A 23,314-nucleotide genomic window follows, 5' to 3' on the forward strand; every position below is an offset into this window, starting at 1 on the left:
TTTTACTCCTGATATCAAATTCAGCAGGCGTTATCCCAGCTCTGGGCGCTGCCGATCATTGCGACACGCCCGCCTTCCTGAGAGTCCATGTAGATGCCGAAGCTGCCCCGCTCTGTCTCACGCGCATAACGCTGCAACATGGCGCGGATTTCGTGGGAAGCAATGGCTTCGTAGGGCAACTGATCGAGGTTGAAAAAGTGCAGCGACGCGGGCAGTACACTGCCCATCAGCAGATCGGCCAGCTTGGCGCGGTAGATCAGGTAGCCCGGGTCGTTGTCGGCAGTGTCGAACACCGAATAGAGAAAGGTGTCATCGGGCAGCAGGGCCAATTCACCACCTGCGGACAGTGGCAGGCGCCCGCCTTTGAGCCGACGCGATGCGGTCGGGAGGACCCAGCCACCCTTGCCATCCTCGGCCAGGAGCAGGCGCCCTTCGGATTCGATCAAGTAGCCGGTGATCATGTCGCTGGACGACAACCATCCCGGAGGCAGCGGGTCCTTGACCTGGGCATAGCGGCCGCGGCAGAAACCCAGCGGCGCCTCGGGGCTGGTACCGAACGCCTGGACTCGGCCGAGCAGGATGATGTGATCGCCGGCGTCAATGCACTGATGCACCGAGCAGTCGAACCAGGTCAGGCAGTCAGTGAGTACCGGGGCCCCGGTGTGCACCGCAACGTGGCTGACCGTGTCGAATTTATCGACGGCCTTGGAAGCGAACACGTTGGACAGCCCCACCTGCCCTTCATGCAGCAGATTGACGGCAAAGCTCTCAGCCTCGAGGAACACCGGGTAGCTCGCCGCACCTTTGCCAATGCACACCAGCAATAACGCGGGGTCGAGAGAGACCGAGGTGAACGAATTGGCAGTCATGCCCCTGGGGCTGCCATGCTCGTCACGAGTCGTCACCACTGTTACCCCGGTGACGAAGGTACCGAAGGCGCGGCGCAAAGCCACGGGATCTATCGTCTTGTATTCGTGTTCAACGGTCTGCATGTCACTCACCTCAAGAATGCCGTTGCATTGATTGAGGTGAACTATAGGGATGATGACAGGAGGGTTTCCTCCTACTCATAGGAGGAGCAACTGACGATTTTTTCTCTGTTTAAGAGGAGCGCCAGTTGGTTTGTTTAACGCTCGAAAACTGCTTGGTAAAGGCTGCACGCGCAGCCCTCCCCTCACTTATTTCCAGAATTGCCACCGGTTGTCAGCTGATGCAGTTGCAGCGCCAGCTCCAGGTTGAATCGCCGCTCCGGCGTATCGAAGTCGAGCCCGAACAGCTCCTGAATGCGTGCGAGTCGGTAGCGCAGCGTCGTCACGTGCAGTCCCATTGCATCCGCCGTCAGTTGGCTGCGACACCCCGAACGAAGATACGCCGTCACAGTTTCGAGGTAAGGCGACGAATTACGTTTGTCGTACTCGATCAGCTTACCCAGAGTCCCGCTCACGAAATGCCGAACATCGGTGGCGTCGGCGGCACCGATCAGCACAGGTAGCGCGCCGAGGTCGGGCATTTCGAGCATGCCGCTACGCCCGTATTCGCGCGCCACCCGGATCATCCGCCAACAGCGCTCCCACTCAACGACCAAGGGCTCAAGCCCCTCGAAGGCCTCACCCAGCACCACGATCGGCTCATGGCCCAGCACACGCCCAAGGGCATCGGCGATACGCCGGCCAAAGCGCCCCTGCACCGATACCTGCGCAGCATCCTCCGGTAGCAGGCAAACCAGGCCGCTGCCCAGCGTGACCATGTGCATGGGCACTTGCAACTGCTTGGCAAGGCCCGTGACCTGACGGTTGCATTCGAGCATCAGGTTGCTGCTATGGCCTCCATGGCCGGCAAAATCCACCACCAACATGCGCAAAGGCGCGGTCAACGGCAGGCCCAGGCGCCGGGCACGGGCGAGGACATCCTCTGGGTCGCGAAAACGCCGCTCGACGATCTCGGAAAACAACTCGGTCAAGGTACGAGTCTCGAAGCGGTAGCGGATAACGCTACGCATCAATTGCACGCTCAAGGCGAAACAGGCGTTCTCCAACAACAGCTTGCGCAGGGTGTCCGGCTCCGTATCGCCCATGACCAGTAGTGCCCCGACCTGCTCATCATCCACCGTCAGCGCCTCGATGTGCACCGCCACCCGGTGATCGCCCTCAAGCGGCAGCATCACCTGCCCGTTACGCTGGTGCTGCAGAGTGTCATGAACGAAGCCCAGTAGCTCGCGCCCGCCGTTACCCGCCAACCAACGCGTCCATTGTGCATCGTCGTACAGCGCCGGCAACGCCGAGGCAGAACCCACCAGGTCACCGGCGGAGAAGTCTGCCACAATGACCGCGCCGCCCAGCAACTCACCCAGGGTTGCGGCCAAGTCTTGCAATGAATTGCCGGCCAGCACGTTGCGCAACAGCGAACGTTGCGAACCGAGGATACGTTGCAACTGCTCATTAGCCTCCAATTGCGCGCGACGCCGATGGGCGCGATCCACGGCTATCGCGCCGAGATCGACCACTGCTGCCATGAACGTCAAGTCCTCCTCCGCCACCTCCCGCACCGAACGCGAGATGACGGTCAGCACCATCGGCCGGCCTTCGGCATCGCTGCTGGGCATCGGCAGGGCCAGTACAGTGCGGTAGTTACGAGCCAAGGCGTCACGCCGGTACCCCGGGAAGCGTGTGGTGTGCTGGGCATCGCGAATATAGACCGGCTCGCCATCCTGCAGCGCGATCAACGAGGGGCTGGTCGCCAGCTCCCAGCGATCCTGCATTTTCTGCGGTAGACGGCTGCTTTCATAGCGCGCCATCACCACACCGTAGCCGTGGGCCAGGTCAATGCACATGACAGATCCCAGGTCCCAGCCGCCCTGCTGACAGGCAGAGCGGGTCAACTCGCCAAGCAACGACTCCAGGTCTTCATCTGAGCTGATCTGGCTCGCTACCCGCCGCAACGCCGTGATTTTTTCTTGTTGTTCAGGCATCGACTGCTCCTCTCCCACCTCTGACGATTAATCGAATCAGAGGAAAAATAACAGAATCTTGCGATGGTTCGATGGAAGAATCCTCCGAAATCAGTGAATAGCATGGTCACCAATGCCAGCTAACCCATAGTTCTGGAGGCTTTGATGCCCGCTGATATCCGCAAAATCGTGACCTTTATCGAAACCACTCTTCAGGAAGGCGGCAAGGACGCATCCCAGCCAATCACGTCAGTGATTGTCGCGGCCGTATTACGCAATCCTTGGGTTGGCCAGGGATTCGTCGAGGACCTGCGCCCTGAGGTCGTTCGTCTGGCTCCGGAATTGGGGCGACTGATGTCAGCGGAGCTGGTGGCTCACATGCCCAAGGAGCGCGTGCAGGCTTATGGCAAAGCTGCGGTAGTAGGCACTTCGGGTGAGATCGAGCACGCAGCAGCCCTGATCCATACCTTGCGTTTTGGCGATGTCTACCGCGAGGCCGTGGACGGCACGGCCTTTCTCAGCTTCATCAACACCCGGGTGGGTGCCGGCGCGCTACTGAGCGTCCCGATGATTCACAAATCCGAGACTGGTAAGCGCTCGCACTTCATCACGTCCACCTTCCAGATCGCCGATGCACCTGGACCAGACGAAATTGTTGTCGCCATTGGAGCCAATGACGGTGGACGCGTCCACCCGCGCATTGGTGATCGATTCAAGGATCTGGAGGAGATTGCAGCAGAGCGCGAGCGTGCTGCCAGCCCCGCATGACCCAAACATCCGCGACGGAAAAACTGAGGCTAACAACAATGAACAATCGCGCCACAGCCGCTCTACAACGGTTGAATCGTCCTGACCTCCTCGAGCACCGTGCCTACATAGCTGGGCAGTGGATCAATGGCGAACAACGCCTCGCCGTAACGGATCCTGCGACGGGCGAGGTCATCGCCCAAGTCGCACATTGCGACGAGCATTGGATCGATCGTGCGGTAGATGCGGCAAGCGAAGCCTTCGTCAGCTGGCGTGCACTGCTGCCGAGCGAGCGTGGAGCCTTGCTGCGCAAATGGGCCGCGCTGACCCGTGAGCATCGCGAAGACCTCGCGACAATCATGTCGGCCGAGCAAGGCAAGCCCTACGCCGAGTCCCTGGGAGAGATCAACTACGGCGCCAACTTCCTTGAGTGGTTCGCAGCAGAAGGCGAACGCAGCTACGGAGAGTCGATCCCAAGCCATTTGCCGGACAGCCAGCTCCTGACCAAGCTCCAGCCAATAGGTGTAACGGCTGCTGTGACTCCGTGGAATTTTCCGAGCGCCATGATCACCCGTAAAGCAGGTGCGGCCCTTGCCGCCGGCTGCCCGATGATCATCAAGCCGGCACCGGAAACGCCCCTGTCCGCCCTCGCCCTTGCAAGGCTCGCCGAAGAAGCCGGTTTCCCGGCCGGTGTGTTCCAGGTGATCACCGGTGATGCGCCGAAACTTTCCAGGCAGCTGCTTCAGCGCACCGAGGTTCGCGCCTTCAGCTTCACCGGTTCAACCGAAGTCGGCCGGATCCTTCTACGCCAGTCCGCAGATACAGTGAAGAAAGTCTCGCTCGAACTGGGCGGCCACGCACCTTTCATTGTCTTCGGAGACGCCGACGTGAAAGAAGCGGCCAGCGGCTGCATTGGTGCCAAGTTCGCCACTTCCGGCCAGGACTGCCTGGCCGCGAACCGCATCTATGTGCACCGAAGCCACTACGACGCCTTCGTCACCGAGTTCACCCGTCTGACCGCTGAGCTGCGTGTCGGTCACGGCCTGGAAGACGGCGTGGACATCGGCCCGATGACCCGCGTAAGCGTTGCCAACAAATGCCGCGACCATATTGGCAATGCTATTTCGATGGGTGCACGACTGACGTGCGGCGGCCTGGATCACGACTTGGGCAGCAACTTCGTCCTGCCGACCGTGCTGGCAGATGTCACCGATGAAATGGACATCGCGTTTGAAGAAACCTTTGGCCCTGTCGCGGCGATCCTGCCTTTCGACAGCGAGCAGGAAGTGGTTCAGCGCGCCAATAAATCCGAGTACGGCCTGGCGGCATACGTTTACACCAATGACCTGAAGCGCGCGGCACGGGTATCCGAGCAACTGGAGTACGGCATGGTCGCGCTCAACACCGCCCGATTCACCGGCGCGCCGATTCCCTTCGGTGGCTGGAAACAGTCCGGCCTGGGCCGGGAAGGTTCGAAGCATGGCCTGGCCGAGTACATGGAACTTAAATACGTCTGCGTCGGCGGCCTTTGATCAATAACAGGAGAACAACAATGGACCAGCAAAAGATTGACCTCATTTCTGCCCAGGATCGTGGCGCTGTACTGCATCCGTTCACCCACCTGAAGGACTTCGCCTCCGGCAAGATGGGCGACCCGACCATCGTCGAGACCGGTAAGGGCATCACCATCACCGACGCGACCGGGCGCCAATACATCGATGGGTTCGCCGGTCTGTACTGCATGAACGTAGGCTACGGTCGAACCGAGGTGGCAGAGGCCATCTCCCGTCAGGCGCACAAGCTGGCGTACTACCACTCCTATGCGGCACACACCACCGACGAACTGGCGCGTCTGTCTGATCGCTTGGTGAAGATGGCCCCAGGCAAGATGAGCAAGGTGTTCTATGGCCTTTCGGGTTCCGACGCCAACGAAACCCAGGCCAAGTTGGTCTGGTACTACAACAACCTGCGTGGCTTGCCGAGGAAGAAAAAGATCATCTCCCGTGATCGCGGCTATCACGGTTGCTCGGTCGTGTCGGGGTCCATGACCGGCATGTCGTTCTACCACGACTACATGGACCTGCCGGTCTCTGGCATCTTGCGCACCGGCGCACCGCACTATTACTGGGGCGCGGAACCAGGCGAGACCGAGCAGCAGTTCGCGGACCGTCGTGCACACGAGTTAGAGGAGATGATCCTGCGCGAAGGCCCAGATACCATCGGCGCGTTCATTGCTGAACCGGTGCTCGGCACGGGCGGCATCACCCCGCCACCGGCCGGTTACTGGGCAGCAATCCAGCCGATCCTGAAAAAGTACGACATCCTGCTGATTGCCGACGAAGTCATTACCGGCTTCGGCCGTACCGGCGCCATGTTCGGCTGCGACAAATACGGCATCGAGCCGGACCTGATTACCGTGGCCAAGGGCCTGACCTCAGCGTACGCCCCCCTCTCTGCCTCCATCGTCGGCGAGAAGGTGTACAAGGTCATGGAGGAAGGCGCGGACAAGGTGGGGGCGTTCTCCCACGGCTACACCTATTCCGGTCATCCGATCGGTGTGGCGGCTGCCAATGCCGTACTGGATATCGTCGAGCAGGAAGACATTCCGGGCAACGCAGCAAGAGTCGGCGAGTATTTCCAGAAGTCCATGCAGGAAACCTTCGCCTCATTACCAATCGTTGGTGAAGTGCGCGGCGTGGGGCTGATGGCGGCCATAGAGTTCGTTGCAGATCCGATCACCAAGAAACGCTTCGATCCATCCCTAAAGGTCGGTGCGCGCATTTCCAAGGCCGCCCGCGACCGTAATCTGATTGCCCGCGCAATGCCTCATGGTGAAATTCTCGGTTTCGCTCCACCGCTGGTTACCACCCGCGAGGAAGTCGACCAGATCATCGATATCGCGCATAAGGCCGTATTGAGCGTAATGGACGAGATAAAGCTATAAGCCGTGGAGTTCTTATCTGATCACACAGGTCGATAATCTGCTTAGTTAGATTTATGACTAGCTGATCAACTGATCCGTCGAGCAAGCATCAAAAACCACCTGTTCATAACAGGTGGTTTTTTCATTTGGCACCAGTTAATGGCCAGCGTGGCTGAACCACACCCCATTTTCTGAGCCAATTACCCGCGTCTCGATTTCAGATCTACCTGAACGCTCTCCGCTACCTCTATGACGATTCCACCCCATTGTGTCTGGCAATCTCACCAAGTAAGGCGTGCAGCGCGCTTGAGTCGTGGCCAGAGCGCCAGATGATACGTGTTCGAACGCGTGCCACTTTTGGTGGTAACGGCAACGCCCTGACCAGGGTCTCCACTTGAACAGCCTTGAGCACTGACCGCGGCATGATCGCCACACCCGTTCCGGCTGCTACGCAAGCTGAAATCGCATGGTAAGAAGCCAGCTCCAAGAACTTGGTTGGGACGATTTCGCAGGTTTGCAGCCAGCTCTCAAGTATGCGCCGGTACGAACAGCCGCTGGAGAACGCGATAATTGTCGAGCCTTGAAGCTCTCGAGCATTGAGCACGGCGCTGTTTTTGGCGACGATCAGGGCGAGCTCTTCAACGAAGGCTTCTTGGCTATCCAAGCCAGCGGTCTTGAAAGGATCTGATACGAACGCTGCCTCTATATCACCTCGGTGTACTTGGGCGATCAGCGAATCAGATGAGCCGGACACCAGTTCAATTTGGACATCGGGAAAGCGCTCATGGTAGCTCGACAGCAGTGGAGGCAACCTCGCTGCAGCAGTGCTCTCCAGTGTGCCGATTCGCAGCGTGCCCTGTAGTGAGCCACGCCTGAGTGCAGTCTCAGCTTCGCTGGAGAGGCGGAGTAGTTTTTCAGCATATTGATGCAGCAACTTGCCCTCGTCAGACGGAATCAGCTTTCCGCCCTGGCGATGAAAAAGCGCCACCCCTAGACGTTCTTCCAGGTTCTTCACTCTGGTAGTGATGTTGGACTGCACTCGGTTGAGCTGGACCGCTGCATTGGTGATGCCACCATAATCAACTACTGCTTTGAAGATCTGCAGGGAGTCTAGATCTAAGTTTCTCAATTCGAGAATCCTGTATACCGATAATTCATTATTGGAGAATTCTCCGACAGCATACACTTTGACGAAATAGAGGGTTGCTTTCGATGCTTCCCACACGTCGGCAAGCCTGGTTGAGGCTGGAGAGAGTCGCATGCGTAAGATTGGTCTGATTGGTGGTATGAGCTATGAAGGGTCAGCGGTTTACTATCGGGCGCTGAATCAAGGCATCAACAAACGTCTTGGTGGCTTGCACTCAGCACAGGTACTGCTGCATTCAGTGGATTTCCAGACCATTGTGGACAAGCAGAAATCTGGTCAATGGGAAGAAGCCGGGCAGCAACTGGCTGACGTGGCGCGCAGCCTGGAAAAAGCAGGTGCTGACTGTGTGATGATTTGCGCTGTCACCATGCACCTGGTAGCAGACGCCGTAATTGCCGCGACGTCGCTGCCCTTCATCCACATCGTCGATGTTGTGGCCGAGCGTCTCAAGGCAGCAGGCCACCGTAAGCCATTATTGATTGCGACACGATACACCATGGAAAACGGCTTCTATCCTGCCCGCATGAAGAATCAAGGAATCGACGTCATCGTTCCCAACACCGAAGGACGAGGCCTGATCCACGACATTATTTTCAACGAGCTCAGCCTGGGAGTCGTGCGGGAGGAGTCGCGAGAGGTACTTGTCTCTCTGATTGAGCAAGCGAAAGCTGAAGGTGCCGACTCCATCATCTTCGGGTGTACAGAGATTTGCTTGATTCTGGAGACCGATAAACTTCCGCTTCCAGGTTTCGACTCGACCGCCATCCATGTTGAGTCTGGGATTGAGTTTGCACTGGGTGATTTACCCCGCTAATCGCATCCCCGCTAACATGCCCTCATCCACATTAACGGTCCCCAAAGTTGAATCATCCCAGGCTTCTCATCGTTCAGGTCGGTACGCCTCCCGAAGACATTCGTTCTCAACTTGGTGATCTCCCAGCCTGGTTTGGAAACGCTCTTGGAGTTTCGCCCGATCAGGCTCATGTGATCCGTACCTTCGAGGGCGAGCGGTTGCCTCCTCCTCGGACCGATAGTGTGGCCATCATCACCGGCTCTTGGTCAATGGTCACCGACCGCGAACCATGGAGCGAATACGTGGCTGAGTGGATTCGCGATGCCATGGCGATTGAAATGCCATTGTTCGGCGTGTGTTATGGCCATCAGCTGATGGCTCATGCATTGGGAGGCGTGGTGGGCTATCACCCGGGGGGGCGGGAGATAGGCTGTGAGATTATCAGCCTGCTTCCTGCTGCCGCACTGGATGAAATGTTGAGCGAGTGGCCTGATCAATTCGCCGCTCATCTGACCCATGAGCAGACGATCTTGCAGCTTCCTGCTAATGCTGTTGCCTTGGCTCGTTCGAATCACGATCCGCACCAGATTGTGCGTTATGGTCGCAATGCGATATCGACCCAGTTTCACCCTGAGTTCACACCCGATCATCTAGCGGCCTTGATACGGCGCCGCAAGACACTCCTAATCAGCGAACAACGCGATCCGGCCCATTTGTTGAGCGAGCTCCGGGAGACGTCATATGCACAAGGCGTTCTTTGTCGTTTCGTTGAGCTAGCCTTGATGAAGACGGTGGTTAATCCACAAGAATTAACCGTCAGCTCACGATGAATGTTTTTCCAATCTCTCACTTGTCGGCATGACCGTTACGGATCGATCAAGTCCATACGTGATTGACCACTTGTGGCCGGTTTCCGCAGATGGTGATCGGCAGAGAGCGGCAATTAGCTGTCCTTCATACAGGTCCCGCATTCGGCCAAAAGCTGACGATACTGTGATGCATTGATAGCCTGTATGCGCGCTCAGTCGGCTAGGCCTTCTCCTCTTGAACTGATCTAGCTCCACATCCAACACCGAACGCATGACACAAGGATATCCCGATGACCCTGGCTGAATTGCAAAGGCTATCAGTATCTCAAAGCGAACTGGTTCTTCCCTATCCCCACGCGATTACAGCTTTGCAACTTCTGGAGGCAACTGGCGCTATTCTGATGGGTTGGGAGGGATGGTTAAGCTACCCAGACGGTAGATTGGGACATTCCGACATGCACCAAGGCACCACTGACACTTCAGCGCTTTCTTCATCAGAGGTGTATAGCTGGACCAAAGCATCCATGACCCTGTCGCAAAAGGAACACGAACTCCAGAACGAGACTACCGATATCAAGCTGCTTTTTTGCATCGTTGTGAATGCTTGAAAATGCCCGGCTGAACGATTCAGACAATAAGTTGCGTCGACCGGTTGAATCCGGCCAATTGCAGACGCCTAACTGCGTTAGGAATTGCTGAGTAGTCTGTGGGCGTGCGTGGAATTGCGCCACCCCGTTGTCCGCTTTTGGCCGTTTTTTGCCCGCCGACGAGTGCAGAGATAGACCAAAAGCAGCCACTCAATTGTTTCTATCAAACCCGTGGCAACTCACCCTAAATCGGAAAAGCGAGCCCTACCTTCACCTTGTCTAGAACAATAAGGGTACGGTAGGTCTGGATATCTTCGTTGTCTGCGAAATGTTGCGTCACAAGCTTTTCGAAATGTGCGACGTCTCGGGCAACCATCACGATAATGAACGATACCCCTCCACTGACGAAGTAGCACTGCTGCACCTCTGCCACGCTCGCAAAATAGCGCTTAGCGCGGTCCATGACTACAGAGCCGTCGTCTCTCAACCGTGACTCAACAATTGCAGTGACATGTTGGCCCACGCTCGACGGATCAATGACAGCTGTATTCGCAAGAATGACGCCACTCGCCTCCATTTGGGCGACTCTGCGTTGAACCGCAGGTGTGGAAAGCCCAATAGCCTCTGCGATCATTCGCTGCGACATCTTGTTGTCCTTTTGCAGCATTCGCAGGATTGCTTGATCGAAGGTGTCGAGCACTCGCTTTGTCATTTCATTCATTTTTCAAACCCGAATAGAGCAAATCACTCGTTTGGCGTTTCAATTTTCAGCATTTTCGACAGGGATCGCAGACTAAAATCTCGCCCAGAGCCTTGTTGGAAATTTCCATGCGTACAGACAACCCCGGAGCTCACGCTCCTATTCTCGCTGCCCTGTTAGGGCTGGTCTCGGTCCAATCAGGCGCCGCGATAGGCAAAGCCATTTTTCCCTTGGTGGGGCCGGAGGGTGTTGCTGCACTTCGACTGGGTATGTCCGCGCTTATCTTACTGGTACTGCTGCGCCCCTGGACAATATGGCGTCAGGCAAATATTGCGGATCTGCTGGGCTACGGAATCATGATGGGGTTGATGAACCTGCTGATCTACCGGGCATTTCTTTACATTCCGGTAGGGATCGCGGTATCGATCGAAGTGATCGGCCCGCTGTCTGTTGCACTGTTGTCATCCCGACGTCGCACCGATTTTCTCTGGATTGCCTTGTCAGCCATCGGACTCATCCTATTACCCTGGGGCGCCGGAAATGGTGGTCTCGATTTGCGAGGTGTCGCGTTCGCACTCGCGGCTGCTGTGGCTTGGGGCTTATATGTATCGCTCGGTACGCGGGTGGCTATCCACGGTAAACAAGCGGTTGCCAGCGGGATGTTGGTGGCAGCCTTACTCGGTGTACCGCTGGGCACAATCCAGGCTGGCAGCCAATTATTGGACCCCCATGTGTTGGCTGTGGGGCTGAGTATTGCCCTGCTCTCCAGCACTGTTCCATTCTTGCTGGACATGTTCGCTATGCATCATCTACCCCCCAGTGTATTTGGCGTATTGCTCAGTGCATCTCCAGCAGCAGGAGCTGTCGCCGGATGGCTGATACTGGGTGAAACTTTGAATCCGATCCAATGCGCAGGGATTACTGCTATAGCTGGAGCTTGTGCCGGAGCAGCCTTGATTGGCCGCAGGAAGTAATACGTCGGCTGCGAGCTCAATGCCTACTCGGGCTGCCAAGCAGATTGGATGATTCAATAATGAGGAGTCGGTAGACGTTGGGCATGAACCGAAGCGTCTCAATAAACACCTAAAACACAAAAAACAATCGCACTCGAAAGATTTATTATTTATTTACCTTCCAAAAGAAATGCAAAAGCTGAAAAATACTGTCAACGTCATCATGGCAACATTATCCGAAGCGCGGAATTCGAGGATTTGCCATGCACTGTACCGAGCCAGCCGTATTTGCCGATGAGGGCACAACCATCCGTAGCGACGACCTGATCCAAAGCGTCGCTAACGCCCTGCAATACATCTCCTACTATCATCCCGTGGACTTCATCGAAGCCTTGCATGGGGCCTACCTGAGCGAAGAGTCACCTGCGGCCCGCGACGCGATGGCCCAAATACTAATCAACTCGCGCTTATGCGCTACTGGGCGGCGTCCGATCTGCCAGGACACGGGCATCGTCACCGTATTCGTTCGTGTCGGTCTGGCGGTGCGCTGGGAGGACCCGAGTACAAGCCTCGATGACCTCATCAACGAGGGGGTACGTAGAGCCTATGGTCTGCCGGAAAACGTCTTGCGCGCCTCAATTGTCAACGACCCTGCGGGCAGCCGGAAAAACACGCAAGACAACACCCCGGCGATCATTCACTACTCACTCGTTCCTGGTAACACAGTGCGGATCGATATTGCCGCCAAAGGCGGCGGTTCGGAAAACAAATCAAAAATGACGATGCTCAACCCTTCTGATTCGATCGTTGACTGGGTACTCAAAACCGTCCCGACCATGGGTGCCGGTTGGTGCCCACCGGGGATGCTCGGTATTGGCATTGGAGGCACTGCAGAAAAAGCTGCAGTGATGGCAAAGCAATCCTTGATGGACCCCATCGACATCCATGAACTTAAGGCCCGAGGCCCGCAGAATCGAGTCGAAGAACTGCGTCTGGAACTGTTTGAGAAGGTCAACCAACTCGGCATCGGCGCCCAGGGCTTGGGCGGCCTGACTACCGTGCTTGACGTGAAGATAATGGACTACCCGACTCACGCCGCCTCACTGCCGGTTGTGATGATCCCCAACTGCGCTGCCACCCGTCACGTGCACTTCGAGCTCGACGGCTCCGGTGCGGCCGAACTTCAGGCGCCATCTCTGGACGCTTACCCCGAAATCGTCTGGGAGGCTGGCCCAAGCGCCCGTCGTGTCAATCTCGATACCCTGACTCCAAAGGACGTGCAAAGCTGGGAGCCCGGAGAAACCCTGTTGCTTAACGGCAAGATGCTCACTGGCCGCGATGCCGCACATAAGCGCATGGCCGAGATGCTCAACCGCGGTGAAACGTTGCCGGTCGATCTAAAGGGCCGTTTCATTTACTACGTCGGCCCGGTGGACCCGGTGGGTGATGAAGTAGTGGGCCCTGCCGGCCCGACCACCGCCACACGCATGGACAAGTTCACCCGCCAGATCCTCGAACAGACTGGTCTTCTGGGCATGATAGGCAAATCCGAGCGTGGTCCGGACGCCATAAAGGCGATCAAGGATCACAAGGCCGTATACCTGATGGCCGTCGGCGGCGCGGCTTATCTGGTGGCTCAGGCAATCCGACGTTCCACCGTGCTGGCCTTCGAGGATTTGGGCATGGAGGCGATCTACGAATTCGAGGTCAAGGACATGCCCGTCACCGTCGCAGTGGATAGCAACGGTACCGCGGTCCATCAGAGCGGTCCGAAGTTCTGGCAGGAAAAAATCCTGTTGCGAAGTAAAGCCTGACCCTTCCCAAGTCATCACTCCTGAAAGCGGCCGCCACAGCAGACCTATGGCGGCTTTAGGCGTGATGAAAAGCATTAGCAAGCGCTCTCAATACCAGCCACAAACAAAAAGACCAATCGAAAAATACCTTCCAAAAGAAATACATTTTTATCATCTTATTGTCATTTGAAAAGCGTTGTGTAGAATCAACTACACGGATGAAATCAAAGGCACAACATCCATACCCCATCTGCCAAATCTCATCCCCCGCTGCCGTCACAGGCGCCCATACGACCTCTGTGCCGCCCATCGATCGCTATTTCGGAGTCTGCTATGCCTGCTAAGAACCTGAATGCACATCTATTCATCAACGGCCAATGGCAAGAGGGCATCGCGGGCAAGCGCGACAACGTGGACCCCGGAAACGGCGAAGTTCTCGGCATCGTCAGCCTGGCCACTGCGGCTCAAGTAGATGCAGCTATCCAAGCGGCCGACGTTGCGTTCGCGACCTGGAGCAAGGTCCCCGCGGTACAACGCGGACTACTGCTGAAGAAAGCCTCCGCGTTGCTGGCCGATCGGGTCGATGAGTTGGCCAACGCACTGCTGCTCGAAGGCGGCAAGACCAAAGCTGATGCCTATGGTGAATCCGGGCGCACCATCGAAGCCTTGGCCTGGAATGGCGAAGAGGCTTCCCGCGTATTCGGCAAGGTCCACACCGGGATTTCCGAGGGCAGTACTCGCCTGTCGGTACCGACCCCTCTGGGCGTCGCGGCAGCCATTACTCCCTGGAACTTCCCTGCCGTACTTATCGCCCGCAAGCTCGGCGCCGCCCTTGCCGCAGGCTGCACAGTTGTGCTCAAAGCTTCGGAATTTACCCCCTACAGCGCCACCGTGATCATTCGTGCGCTGGTCGATGCCGGGCTCCCGGACGGTGTCGTGAATCTCGTGTACGGGGATCCAGCCGCTGTCAGCGAGCAATTATTGAGCGCACCTGCAGTGAAAGTCGTCTCCTTCACCGGCTCCACCCATGTCGGCAAGTTGCTGGCAGCCCAGGCCGCGCGAAACCTGACACGCTCAGTGTTCGAGCTTGGAGGTCATGCCCCGGTGATCGTCTGGAAAGACGCCGACCCACAACAGGTAATTCAGGTCACCGCACCCGCCAAGTTCGGCAGCGCCGGCCAGTCCTGCGTGGCCCCCACCCGCTACCTGGTTCATGAAGGTCTGCACGACGAACTGGTCAAAGGCCTGGTGAAAAAAGCCGAATCGTATCAACTCGGTCACGGCCTCGAAGACGGCACGACCCTCGGTCCGGTCGCTCACGCGGGCCGCATCGCAGAGTTCAAGGCACTGATCGAGGATGCCGTCAGCAAGGGGGCGGTGATCGAGACCGGTGGTTATCAGCTCGACCGGCCTGGTTTTTTCTTCAAGCCGACCATCCTCAGTAACGTGCCTGCGGACGCGAAGATCCTTTTCGAGGAACCTTTCGGCCCTATCGCCACCGTACAAAAGATTTCAACTCTCGAGCAGGCGCTTAGCCACGCCAACGCCGCGCCTTACGCCTTCGCCGCCTACCTGTTCAGTGACTCATTACGGGTTCGCAACGAGGTGGTGGCGAAGATCAATGCCTCCAACCTGGGCATTAACCAAACAGCCCCATCCCTCCCGGATGTCGCACTCGGTGGCCTGGGTAACAGCGGCTATGGCTATGAAGGCGGCAGCGAAGGCGTACTGGCCTACACCCAGCTCAAGCTGATCAATCAATCGGCACTCTGACGCTACCGCATCGACCCGGAGCGCTCGCGCCAACAGCGGCGTGAGCACTCTGCCTGCCACTCATTACAGGTCGTGTTAACACGCGACATCTCCTAGAGGTTGAAATGACTACTCCGCTTACTATTGCAAAAGTAATTGCATCCCCTGGTGTAGGCTCGTTCTTTTTTGATGACCAGGCCGCCATCAAGGCCGGCGCCGTGCGTGATGGCTCAGCGTATCTGGGCAATGCGGTGACGCCTGGGTTTAAGGCCGTGCGTGAGCCATCGGAATCGGTATCGGTTTTGCTGGTACTGAGCGATGGCTACATTGCCCATGGCGATTGCGCAAGTGTGCAATACACCGGCGTCGGTGGTCGCGAGCCACGCTTTCATGCCGCCGATTTGGCTCGCCAGATCGAACAAGATCTTGGCCCGCGTATGGAGGGTATGTCGGTCAACATATTTCGCGAAGCTGCTATCACCAGCGAACGAATGATCAATGAACTGTTCGACTGCAAACGTGCCGCGGCCTACGGCGTTTCTCAGGCTTTGCTCAACGCCGCCGCTCACGCGGCAGGTCATCACCTGATGGCGCAGGTTATCAAGGATGAGTGGGACATCAGCACGCCATTGGCTGCGGTTCCAATCTACGGGCAGTGCGGCGACGAGCGCTACACAACTGTCGACAAGATGATCCTCAAAAGCGTCCCGGTGCTCCCTCACGGATTGATCAACGTACCCGACCTGGTCGGTACCGACGGCGCTGGGCTGGAGGAATACATTGGCTGGCTGCGCGCACGGATCAGTCAACTGCGCGTTACACCCAGCTACCAGCCGATTATCCATCTGGATGTCTATGGCTTGATCGGTGCTGTAGCCCAAGGCGACATCGAACAGACAGCAAACATCATCCAGCGCCTGGAGCGTGCAGCGGGAGATCACCAACTACGGATCGAACACCCACTGGACGCTGGTAGCCGCGATGCCCAGATCCAGGCCATGGCCGCCCTGCGCCGGACCCTCAAGGCGCGTGAAAGCAAGGTCGCGATCATCGCCGATGAATGGGCCAACACCGCTGAAGATGTGCACCTGTTCGCGGTAGCGGGTGCAACCGACATGGTGCAGATCAAGACCCCGGACCTGGGCTCCATTCATAACTCAATCGACGCCATTCTCGACTGCCACAAGCACGGCATCGGACCGGTACTGGGCGGCACCTGTGCCGAGACAGACCAGTCGGCGCGCACCACCACGCACATCGGTGTAGCAACTGGCGTGAGTCAGATGCTGGCCAAGCCCGGAATGGGCTTCGACGAAGGCTACACGATTGTGTTCAACGAGATGAACCGCGCGCTGCGCATCGCCAGTCTGATCGGACGCTCCTGACCATCCCCCGTACGGGTCGGCACCATTGTATCGATCCAGAGGTTAACCCCATGTCGCTGCAAAAAATCATCAACGGCGCCACCACCTTCCTCTTTGTGCCGGGAAATCGCCCAGAGCGTTTCGAAAAGGCCCATCAAGCCGGCGCTGACATCGTCATCATCGACCTGGAAGATGCCGTTGCCGCTACTGAAAAACAGAATGCCCGCATCAATGTCATCGATTGGCTCCAGTCCAACCCGACCCAGCACACCGTGGTCAGGCTCAATCCCAGAAACACGCCCGCGTTCGATCAAGATGTCAAAGAACTGGTTGGGCTTGTTGACGCAGTCATGCTGCCCAAGACAGAAACTCCGGAAGACATTGTCGAAGTTCTGACAAAGCTGGGCGGAGAAGTGCAAGTCATTGCATTGATCGAAACGGCTAAAGGCGTCCTCAATGCCGAACGAATTGCTTTGGTGCCCGGCGTAAACCGACTGGCCTTCGGCAATGTCGACTTTGCCGCGGACATTCGCGTGAAAGCCGACGATACCCAGGCGCAATTGTTCGCACGCTCTGCACTGGTGTTTGCCTCGGCCGCTGCACAGATTGCGGGCCCAGTCGATGGCGTAACCACCAATGTACTCGACGCATCGGTGAGCCTACGCGATGCCGAATACGCACGCTCACTCGGCTTCACCGGCAAGCTTTGCGTACACCCTAGACAAGTCCCACCTGTACGACTGGCCTACACCCCTACCGCCGACGAGATCGCCTGGGCCGAGGCAGTGGTGCAACGCGCCGCGGACAGTAATGTCGCCACCGTCGACGGACAGATGATCGATCGCCCGGTGGTGCTAAGGGCGGAGCAGATCCTCGAGCAAGCCTGGCAGTCCACCCGCAATTGAATCCATTAACGGGCGCCTGTTGGCGCCCGAGTCATATCTGGAGGAACCTTCGTATGAACCCTGCAAACACTGTCCGCCCCTTGGACGGAGTCAAGATCATCAGTCTCGAACACGCTATTGCGGCGCCATTCTGCACACGCCAACTCGCCGACTTGGGCGCCCGCGTGATCAAGGTGGAACGGCCCGGCGTCGGAGATTTCGCCCGTGCGTATGACGGGCGAGTGAACGGGCTTTCCTCGCATTTCGTCTGGACCAACCGTTCCAAGGAAAGCCTTGCGCTCGACCTGAAGACTTCTAAGGGCATGGAGGTTCTCCAACAGTTGCTGGAGGATGCCGATGTGCTGATTCAGAACCTCGCGCCATATGCTGCCGCCCGCATGGGTTTGAGTTATGACGCTTTGCACGAGCGCTTTCCAAAACTGATCGTCTGCGATATCTCCGGTTATGGTGTCGGCGGTCCCTATGAGAAAAAGAAAGCTTATGACCTGCTTATCCAAAGCGAGGGCGGGTTCCTCTCGGTGACAGGTGGCAAGGGAGATGACGAACTCGCCAAGGCGGGTTGCTCAATCGCCGATATCGCTGCCGGCATGTACGCATACACCAACATCCTGTCAGCGCTCCTGCTGCGCGACAAGACCGGACGCGGCAGCCGCATCGATATCTCCATGCTCGAAAGCCTGGTTGAGTGGATGGGCTACCCGCTGTACTACGCCTACAACGACGCCCCCCCACCACCACGCGCCGGTGCCTCACATTCTACGATCTATCCTTACGGGCCGTTCCCTGCCGGTGACGGCGGTGTGGTCATGCTGGGCCTGCAGAATGAGCGGGAATGGCGTTCCTTTTGCGAAGCTGTGCTGCAGCAGCCTACTCTGGCGGACGACCCACGCTTCGCCTCCAATCCACAGCGCTCAGCAAATCGTATAGAGCTTCGTCAGATCATCCTCGCGCTATTCGCTGACCTGACTGCTGATGCCGTGGTGCAACGATTGGATGAAGCCCAGATAGCCAACGCCCGGGTGAATGATATGGCCAAGGTCTGGCAACATCCGCAACTTCGAGCGCGCGACCGTTGGCGTGAGGTGGGCAGCCCAGCAGGAACTGTTCCGGCATTACTACCACCAGGGCGCAACTCCGAATACGAGCCTCGCATGGGTGATGTGCCTGCGGTAGGACAGCACTCGTCGGCAATTCTCTGTGAGCTGGGATACAGCCAGGAGCAGATCCAGGCAATGGCGCAAGGCAACATCATCTAGCAACACCCTCCCTCCTTCAATACGCCTTCTGCCCGCTCCGGGTGGAGGGCACTCGCCAGCTTCCTTCGTAATCATCAGCGTTATATTAATCCGCGGACTGGGCTTTCTACTGGCCTCTCTCAGGGTTGCTTCGGGCTGTAATATGACCACGACAAGCCCTTCGAAAAACCAGCCACCCCAAAAAAACAAACCTCCGCAGATGCGGAGGTTTGTGCAAGTTCGGAAAGCCATTGCCAAGCTGGGGGGAAAACAACACTCAGGCTTCCCTTTCATCAACGGCCAGAACAATGGGTAGCTTGCTTTTGTCCGAGCCAAACCATTTCCTGCCCACTGAAGCACTTACTCTTTGACGAACATTTTCCTTGGCACATGGCTCAAGCAGCTGACACCGGTTGAAGTGATCGCAATCGTCTCGGTGATCTCGATACCCCAGTCGTCGAACCACAGTCCAGGCATGAAATGGAACGTCATCCCGGGTTCCAGCACAGTCTGATCACCAACTCGCAGGCTCATGGTCCTTTCGCCCCAATCTGGTGGGTAGCTCAGACCGACCGGGTAACCTACCCGCCCGCTTTTACTGATTCCATGCTTGGTCATGACTTCGAAAAATGCCCGAGCAATGTCCTCACAGGTGTTGCCGGGTTTGGCGACCTCGAGGCCCGCTTCAATACCTTCGACAACCGCCTTTTCCGCATCGAGGAATTTCTTCGGTGGCTTGCCCAGAAAAATCGTGCGCGAAACCGGACAGTGATAACGACGATATACACCGGCGATCTCGAAAAAAGTCCCTTCGCCCGACTTAAGCACCGAGTCATCCCAAGTCAGGTGAGGCGTGGCGGCCTCGATGCCGGACGGCACGATGGGTACGATGGATGGATAGTCCCCCGCCAACCCATCAACACCACGAATGGCTGTCGAGTAGATTTGCGCGACCAGCTCGCTCTTGCGCACGCCTGGCTCGGCAACCTCGACCACACGCTCATACATCTTTTCAAGGATCCGTCCGCCAATGCGCATGTAATCCAACTCGGCCTCGGACTTGACCGCTCGCGCCCAGTTGACCAGTCCATTGACGTCTACCCAGCGAGTGTTCGGCAGCATTCGTTGCAGGGTGGTGAAGCTGGCGGCCGAGAAATAAAAACTGTCCATTTCAAGGCCGACCGACAATCGCTCCCAACCACGGGCAAGGATGACCTCCCGGGCGAAGTGTTCCATCGGATGCAGGTCACGCTGAACATACTCCTCCGGATACCCGACCAGGTTATCGCCTGACAAGTAAGTGGTAGCACGCGCGCCATTTAGATCCAATCCGCGGCCGTACCACACCGGCTCACCGTACATAGCAACCACCGCACATTGATGGTTGTAGAACGAATAGCCATCGTACCCCGTCAGCCAAGCGATGTTTGCGGGGTCTGCCACGATCAGCAAATCCACCCCGCGTTGCTGCATCATCCGGCGAACCCTGATCAACCTTGAAGCGTACTCCGGGACAGTGAAGTACTGTCTCAGAGACGGAAAACCACCCGTAGCGTTACTCATAGTGACTCCTGGCAAAAAAATCGGTGCTGCCCATCATTCAAATGCCTGCCGCTGCTTCCGAGCGACCGTCGTTGCTACGCCCGGACACATAGGGTGTCTTGAGTTTCAGTGCGCGTTTTTTGGTGCGCTGAATCCGATACATCACGAACAGATAGACAAACCACAGTGGCATGAAGACCAGTGCTTGGCGGGTGTCCCGTTCCAACGCCAACAACCCGAGCACGAAGACGAAGAACACTAGGCATGCCCAAGACATGACCACACCAGCCGGCATCTTGAATGTGGAGGAAGCATGCAGGTCCGGGCGTTTGGCGCGGTAAGCCAGGTAGGAAGCCAGGATGATGCACCAGGTGAAGATGAACAGAATCGCGGCGATAGTGGACACCGTAGTGAAAACCACCATCAGGTCAGGTACCAACACCAGCAGTGCGGTACCCATGAACATGCAAAAGCAGGAGAAAAACAACGCCGTCATTGGCACTGCAGACTTCGACAGGCGCTTAAACATTGAAGGTGCGTCCACTTCGCACGACAGCCCGAACAGCATGCGACTGGAACAGAACACATCACAGTTGCCAGCAGACATCGCCGAGCTGATCACCACGAAGTTGATAACCCCTGCGGCAATCGGCAGTCCGGCAGTCTGGAACAGCTGAACGAACGGGCTTTTATCCGGCGCGACCATCGCCCAGGACGATACGGCGATGATGCAAGACAGCGAAAGCACATAGAACAGCAGTACACGAACTGGTACGGCATTGATTGCCTTCGGCAGAGTCTTGTAGGGGTCCTTCGCCTCAGCCGCGGTGGTGCCTAGCAGCTCAATACCAGCGAACGAGAAGATCGCGATCTGAAACCCTGCGAAGAAACCCATGACGCCATTGGGAAACATTGTGCCGGGCTCAATCACATGGCTGAAGGATGCGGCCACGCCATTCGGCGAGACAAAACCGGTCGCGACCATTACAACGGCCGCCACGATCAAAGACACAATTGCGATGATCTTGATCAGGGCAAACCAGAACTCCATTTCGCCAAACGCCTTGACCGCCATGATGTTGAGCAGAAACAGGAAGCCCAGCGTGGCCATGCCCGGTATCCAGGGGGTCAAGTCGGGAAACCAGAACTTGAAATAACCGCCGATGACAATGAAATCGGCGACCCCGACGATCACCAGCGTCATCCAATAGGACCAGCCCACGAAGAAGCCTGCCCACTCACCGAGATAGTGCGTGGCGAAGTCTGCGAAGGTCTTGAAGTTCAGGTTCGACAACAGAAGCTCGCCCAAAGCGCGCATGACGAAAAACAGGAAGAACCCGATGATGGCGTAAGTAAGGACAATTGATGATCCGGACACGTGAATCATCTTGCCCGCCCCCATAAACAGTCCGGTACCGATCGCACCGCCGATGGCGATCAGTTGAATGTGACGGTTGGCCAGACCACGAACCAGCTTGGGTTCAGTGCCGGCGGTATTGCTGGTTGCGGCATCGACAGATGCCTGCGCAGTGTGCTTTTGCATACCTTTCACCTTGGATGTTATTGAACTTATTTAAGGCAGAGCTAAGGTCGAGCAATGTGTTGTTGATCTACACCAGGTTGAGCGGGCCATTACTAGGCAATGGCCATCCTGAATTTATTGTTCAAGTGAAACGCTGCGAACGATCTTGCGCAGGAAGCTCTCGCATTGAGCCAACTGATCCAATGCCAAGAACTCATTGGCTTTATGCGCCTGCTGAATATCACCGGGGCCGCAGATGATGCTGGGAATACCGGCCTCCTGGAACTGCCCAGCTTCGGTACCGTAGGCAACCTTGCGCTTGTCGTGATCGCCAGTCAGAGCGCGCACGAGACGTGTGATTTCGGCCTGCTCGCTGGCATTCAACCCGGGCGCGTCGGAAATCATGTCAAAGGCGATAGAGGCGTCGGGGTGCTCGGCCTTCATCTTCGGTAGTAGCACGTCAAAGGCGTAGCTTTCGATCTGCCTGAAAATGACCTTCGGATCGAGAGTCGGTAAATTGCGGAACTCGAACTCAAACTTGCACTCGGCCGGTACCGTATTCATCGCATTGCCGCCGCTGATGGTACTGGTCTGCGCCGTGGTGAACGGTACGTCGTACTGCTCATCGAACGGACCATTGCGGCGAAAGCCTTCGGCGGTATCACGGATAAAACAGATCAGCCGCGCGGCATACTCGATGGCGTTCAGGCCGTGAGGCGTGAGCGAAGAATGTGCCGCGTGCCCTTTGAAGCAGCACTGATAGGCGTTGATTCCTTTGTGAGCAACAATCGGACGCATGTTGGTTGGCTCGCCAACGATGCAGCCGTCAGGATTGATACCCCGCTTCATCAGTTCTTCGATCATCAGAGGCGCACCCAGACAGGTGACTTCCTCGTCGAAGGACAGTGCAAAGTGAATGGGCCGCGCCAGGCGCGTCTTGAGCATCTCCGGCACCAAATACAAACCCGCCCCGATGAAGCCCTTCATGTCGCAGGTACCACGACCGTATAGCTTGCCGTCACGAATCTCCGGCTTGAACGGATCACTGTGCCAGTCCTGCCCATCTACCGGCACCACATCGGTATGCCCGGACAACACGATACCGCCGTGCGTGGCGCCGGAACTGGCCGGAATGGTCGCGAACAGGTTCGCCCACTGACCACTCTTGTGATGCGTGAGAGTGCATTCGATACCCAGCCCCGTGAGATAGCCACGGACATCTTCAATCAGTTCCAGGTTCGACAGGCGACTCACCGTATTGATCGCCACCAGTCGCTTCACCCAATCCAGCGAGGGCGGTAGTACAACCGCCTGCGCGGAGGCGTCCATCGCTTCAAACGTATTCATTCAAGGGCTCCTCAAGTCAGCCTCTCGTCATTGCGCTCCCACTTGCCCACTGCGTACCCGATATAGGCATGCGAGCTGGTCAGAGGGCTCATGCTCAACCCGAGCCTCGACGTTCAAAGACCCGCCGCCAGGCACTTGTATTCGCTGCGGATGCTTGTGTAAGCCGATCCCTCGGCGCAAATCTCATTCGCAAAACCAATATCGCACATAGCCTTTCGTTCGACAAGAGCTTTGACTATGTGCATTTC

Annotated in this window: 19 protein-coding genes; 12 read left to right on the forward strand and 7 right to left on the reverse strand. The window is 57.1% G+C overall.

Annotated features, from left to right (window positions below; translation table 11 throughout):
* Positions 1-20 precede the first annotated feature (20 nt).
* Together ACQKP2_RS07310 and ACQKP2_RS07315 are read right to left on the reverse strand one after the other, a co-directional pair.
* Entirely contained in the window at positions 21-992 is a 972-nt protein-coding gene (locus ACQKP2_RS07310; RefSeq protein WP_427575577.1) for a flavin reductase family protein, read from the reverse strand.
* Between the two features lie 182 nt (positions 993-1,174).
* On the reverse strand, positions 1,175-2,968 hold the full coding sequence (locus tag ACQKP2_RS07315; RefSeq protein WP_427575578.1) for a helix-turn-helix domain-containing protein: 1,794 nt from the start codon (positions 2,966-2,968) through the stop codon (positions 1,175-1,177).
* Positions 2,969-3,112: 144 nt separating this feature from the next.
* Between ACQKP2_RS07315 and ACQKP2_RS07320 the strand changes: the two genes are divergently transcribed.
* The 3 genes from ACQKP2_RS07320 to ACQKP2_RS07330 are packed head-to-tail and all read left to right on the forward strand — an operon-like array spanning position 3,113 to position 6,638.
* A complete protein-coding gene (locus ACQKP2_RS07320) occupies positions 3,113-3,715 on the forward strand; it encodes an amino acid synthesis family protein (RefSeq protein WP_427575579.1) in 603 nt (200 codons plus the stop codon).
* 38 nt (positions 3,716-3,753) lie between these two features.
* On the forward strand, positions 3,754-5,226 hold the full coding sequence (locus tag ACQKP2_RS07325; protein ID WP_427575580.1) for an NAD-dependent succinate-semialdehyde dehydrogenase: 1,473 nt from the start codon (positions 3,754-3,756) through the stop codon (positions 5,224-5,226).
* A gap of 20 nt (positions 5,227-5,246) precedes the next feature.
* Complete coding sequence (locus tag ACQKP2_RS07330) at positions 5,247-6,638, forward strand: aspartate aminotransferase family protein (protein ID WP_427575582.1); 1,392 nt, start codon at positions 5,247-5,249, stop codon at positions 6,636-6,638.
* Positions 6,639-6,864: 226 nt separating this feature from the next.
* Here the strand turns inward: ACQKP2_RS07330 and ACQKP2_RS07335 are convergent, their stop codons facing one another.
* Positions 6,865-7,842, reverse strand: a complete 978-nt coding sequence (locus ACQKP2_RS07335; RefSeq protein WP_427575584.1) for a LysR substrate-binding domain-containing protein — start codon at positions 7,840-7,842, stop codon at positions 6,865-6,867.
* A gap of 34 nt (positions 7,843-7,876) precedes the next feature.
* On the opposite strand from ACQKP2_RS07335, the gene ACQKP2_RS07340 reads away from it, so the two are divergent.
* The 3 genes from ACQKP2_RS07340 to ACQKP2_RS07350 all read left to right on the forward strand — a co-directional run bounded on the left by ACQKP2_RS07340 (position 7,877) and on the right by ACQKP2_RS07350 (position 9,974).
* Positions 7,877-8,578: an aspartate/glutamate racemase family protein gene (locus tag ACQKP2_RS07340; RefSeq protein ID WP_427575586.1), complete on the forward strand. Its 702-nt coding sequence runs from the start codon at positions 7,877-7,879 to the stop codon at positions 8,576-8,578.
* 47 nt (positions 8,579-8,625) lie between these two features.
* A complete protein-coding gene (locus tag ACQKP2_RS07345) occupies positions 8,626-9,387 on the forward strand; it encodes a glutamine amidotransferase (RefSeq protein WP_427575588.1) in 762 nt (253 codons plus the stop codon).
* A 269-nt stretch (positions 9,388-9,656) separates the two neighbouring features.
* Positions 9,657-9,974 carry a hypothetical protein gene (locus ACQKP2_RS07350; protein ID WP_427575589.1) on the forward strand — a complete coding sequence of 106 codons (318 nt, stop codon included), beginning with the start codon at positions 9,657-9,659 and terminating at the stop codon, positions 9,972-9,974.
* 223 nt (positions 9,975-10,197) lie between these two features.
* Here ACQKP2_RS07350 and ACQKP2_RS07355 read toward each other — a convergent pair whose 3' ends face one another.
* Positions 10,198-10,674, reverse strand: coding sequence for an Lrp/AsnC family transcriptional regulator (locus ACQKP2_RS07355; protein ID WP_427575591.1), 477 nt, complete (start codon positions 10,672-10,674; stop codon positions 10,198-10,200).
* 107 nt (positions 10,675-10,781) lie between these two features.
* Here ACQKP2_RS07355 and ACQKP2_RS07360 point away from each other — a divergent pair, with 107 nt between their 5' ends.
* The 6 genes from ACQKP2_RS07360 (at position 10,782) to ACQKP2_RS07385 (ending at position 18,676) form a co-directional block, all read left to right on the forward strand.
* The gene (locus ACQKP2_RS07360) at positions 10,782-11,627 is read left to right on the forward strand and encodes an EamA family transporter (protein WP_427575592.1); all 846 of its coding nucleotides are present in this window, start codon (positions 10,782-10,784) and stop codon (positions 11,625-11,627) included.
* Between the two features lie 242 nt (positions 11,628-11,869).
* On the forward strand, positions 11,870-13,420 hold the full coding sequence (locus ACQKP2_RS07365; RefSeq protein WP_427575593.1) for a fumarate hydratase: 1,551 nt from the start codon (positions 11,870-11,872) through the stop codon (positions 13,418-13,420).
* Positions 13,421-13,732: 312 nt separating this feature from the next.
* Entirely contained in the window at positions 13,733-15,172 is a 1,440-nt protein-coding gene (locus ACQKP2_RS07370; RefSeq protein ID WP_427575594.1) for an aldehyde dehydrogenase family protein, read from the forward strand.
* 104 nt (positions 15,173-15,276) lie between these two features.
* On the forward strand, positions 15,277-16,536 hold the full coding sequence (locus tag ACQKP2_RS07375; RefSeq protein WP_427575596.1) for a methylaspartate ammonia-lyase: 1,260 nt from the start codon (positions 15,277-15,279) through the stop codon (positions 16,534-16,536).
* 50 nt (positions 16,537-16,586) lie between these two features.
* Positions 16,587-17,420 (forward strand): HpcH/HpaI aldolase/citrate lyase family protein, encoded by an 834-nt coding sequence (locus tag ACQKP2_RS07380; protein ID WP_427575597.1) that lies wholly within the window; start codon positions 16,587-16,589, stop codon positions 17,418-17,420.
* Between the two features lie 53 nt (positions 17,421-17,473).
* A complete protein-coding gene (locus ACQKP2_RS07385) occupies positions 17,474-18,676 on the forward strand; it encodes a CaiB/BaiF CoA transferase family protein (protein WP_427575598.1) in 1,203 nt (400 codons plus the stop codon).
* Between the two features lie 339 nt (positions 18,677-19,015).
* On the opposite strand, the gene doeA is transcribed toward ACQKP2_RS07385, so the two are convergent.
* From doeA to argE, 3 genes are all read right to left on the reverse strand, one after another.
* Positions 19,016-20,218, reverse strand: coding sequence for an ectoine hydrolase DoeA (gene doeA / locus ACQKP2_RS07390; RefSeq protein ID WP_427575599.1), 1,203 nt, complete (start codon positions 20,216-20,218; stop codon positions 19,016-19,018).
* Positions 20,219-20,255: 37 nt separating this feature from the next.
* Positions 20,256-21,740, reverse strand: a complete 1,485-nt coding sequence (locus tag ACQKP2_RS07395; protein ID WP_427575601.1) for an amino acid permease — start codon at positions 21,738-21,740, stop codon at positions 20,256-20,258.
* A 114-nt stretch (positions 21,741-21,854) separates the two neighbouring features.
* The gene (gene argE / locus ACQKP2_RS07400; RefSeq protein ID WP_427575602.1) at positions 21,855-23,066 is read right to left on the reverse strand and encodes an acetylornithine deacetylase; all 1,212 of its coding nucleotides are present in this window, start codon (positions 23,064-23,066) and stop codon (positions 21,855-21,857) included.
* Positions 23,067-23,314: the final 248 nt, after the last annotated feature.

Origin of the sequence: Pseudomonas sp. NPDC089569 (assembly GCF_050280625.1) — a bacterium.
GTDB lineage: Bacteria > Pseudomonadota > Gammaproteobacteria > Pseudomonadales > Pseudomonadaceae > Aquipseudomonas.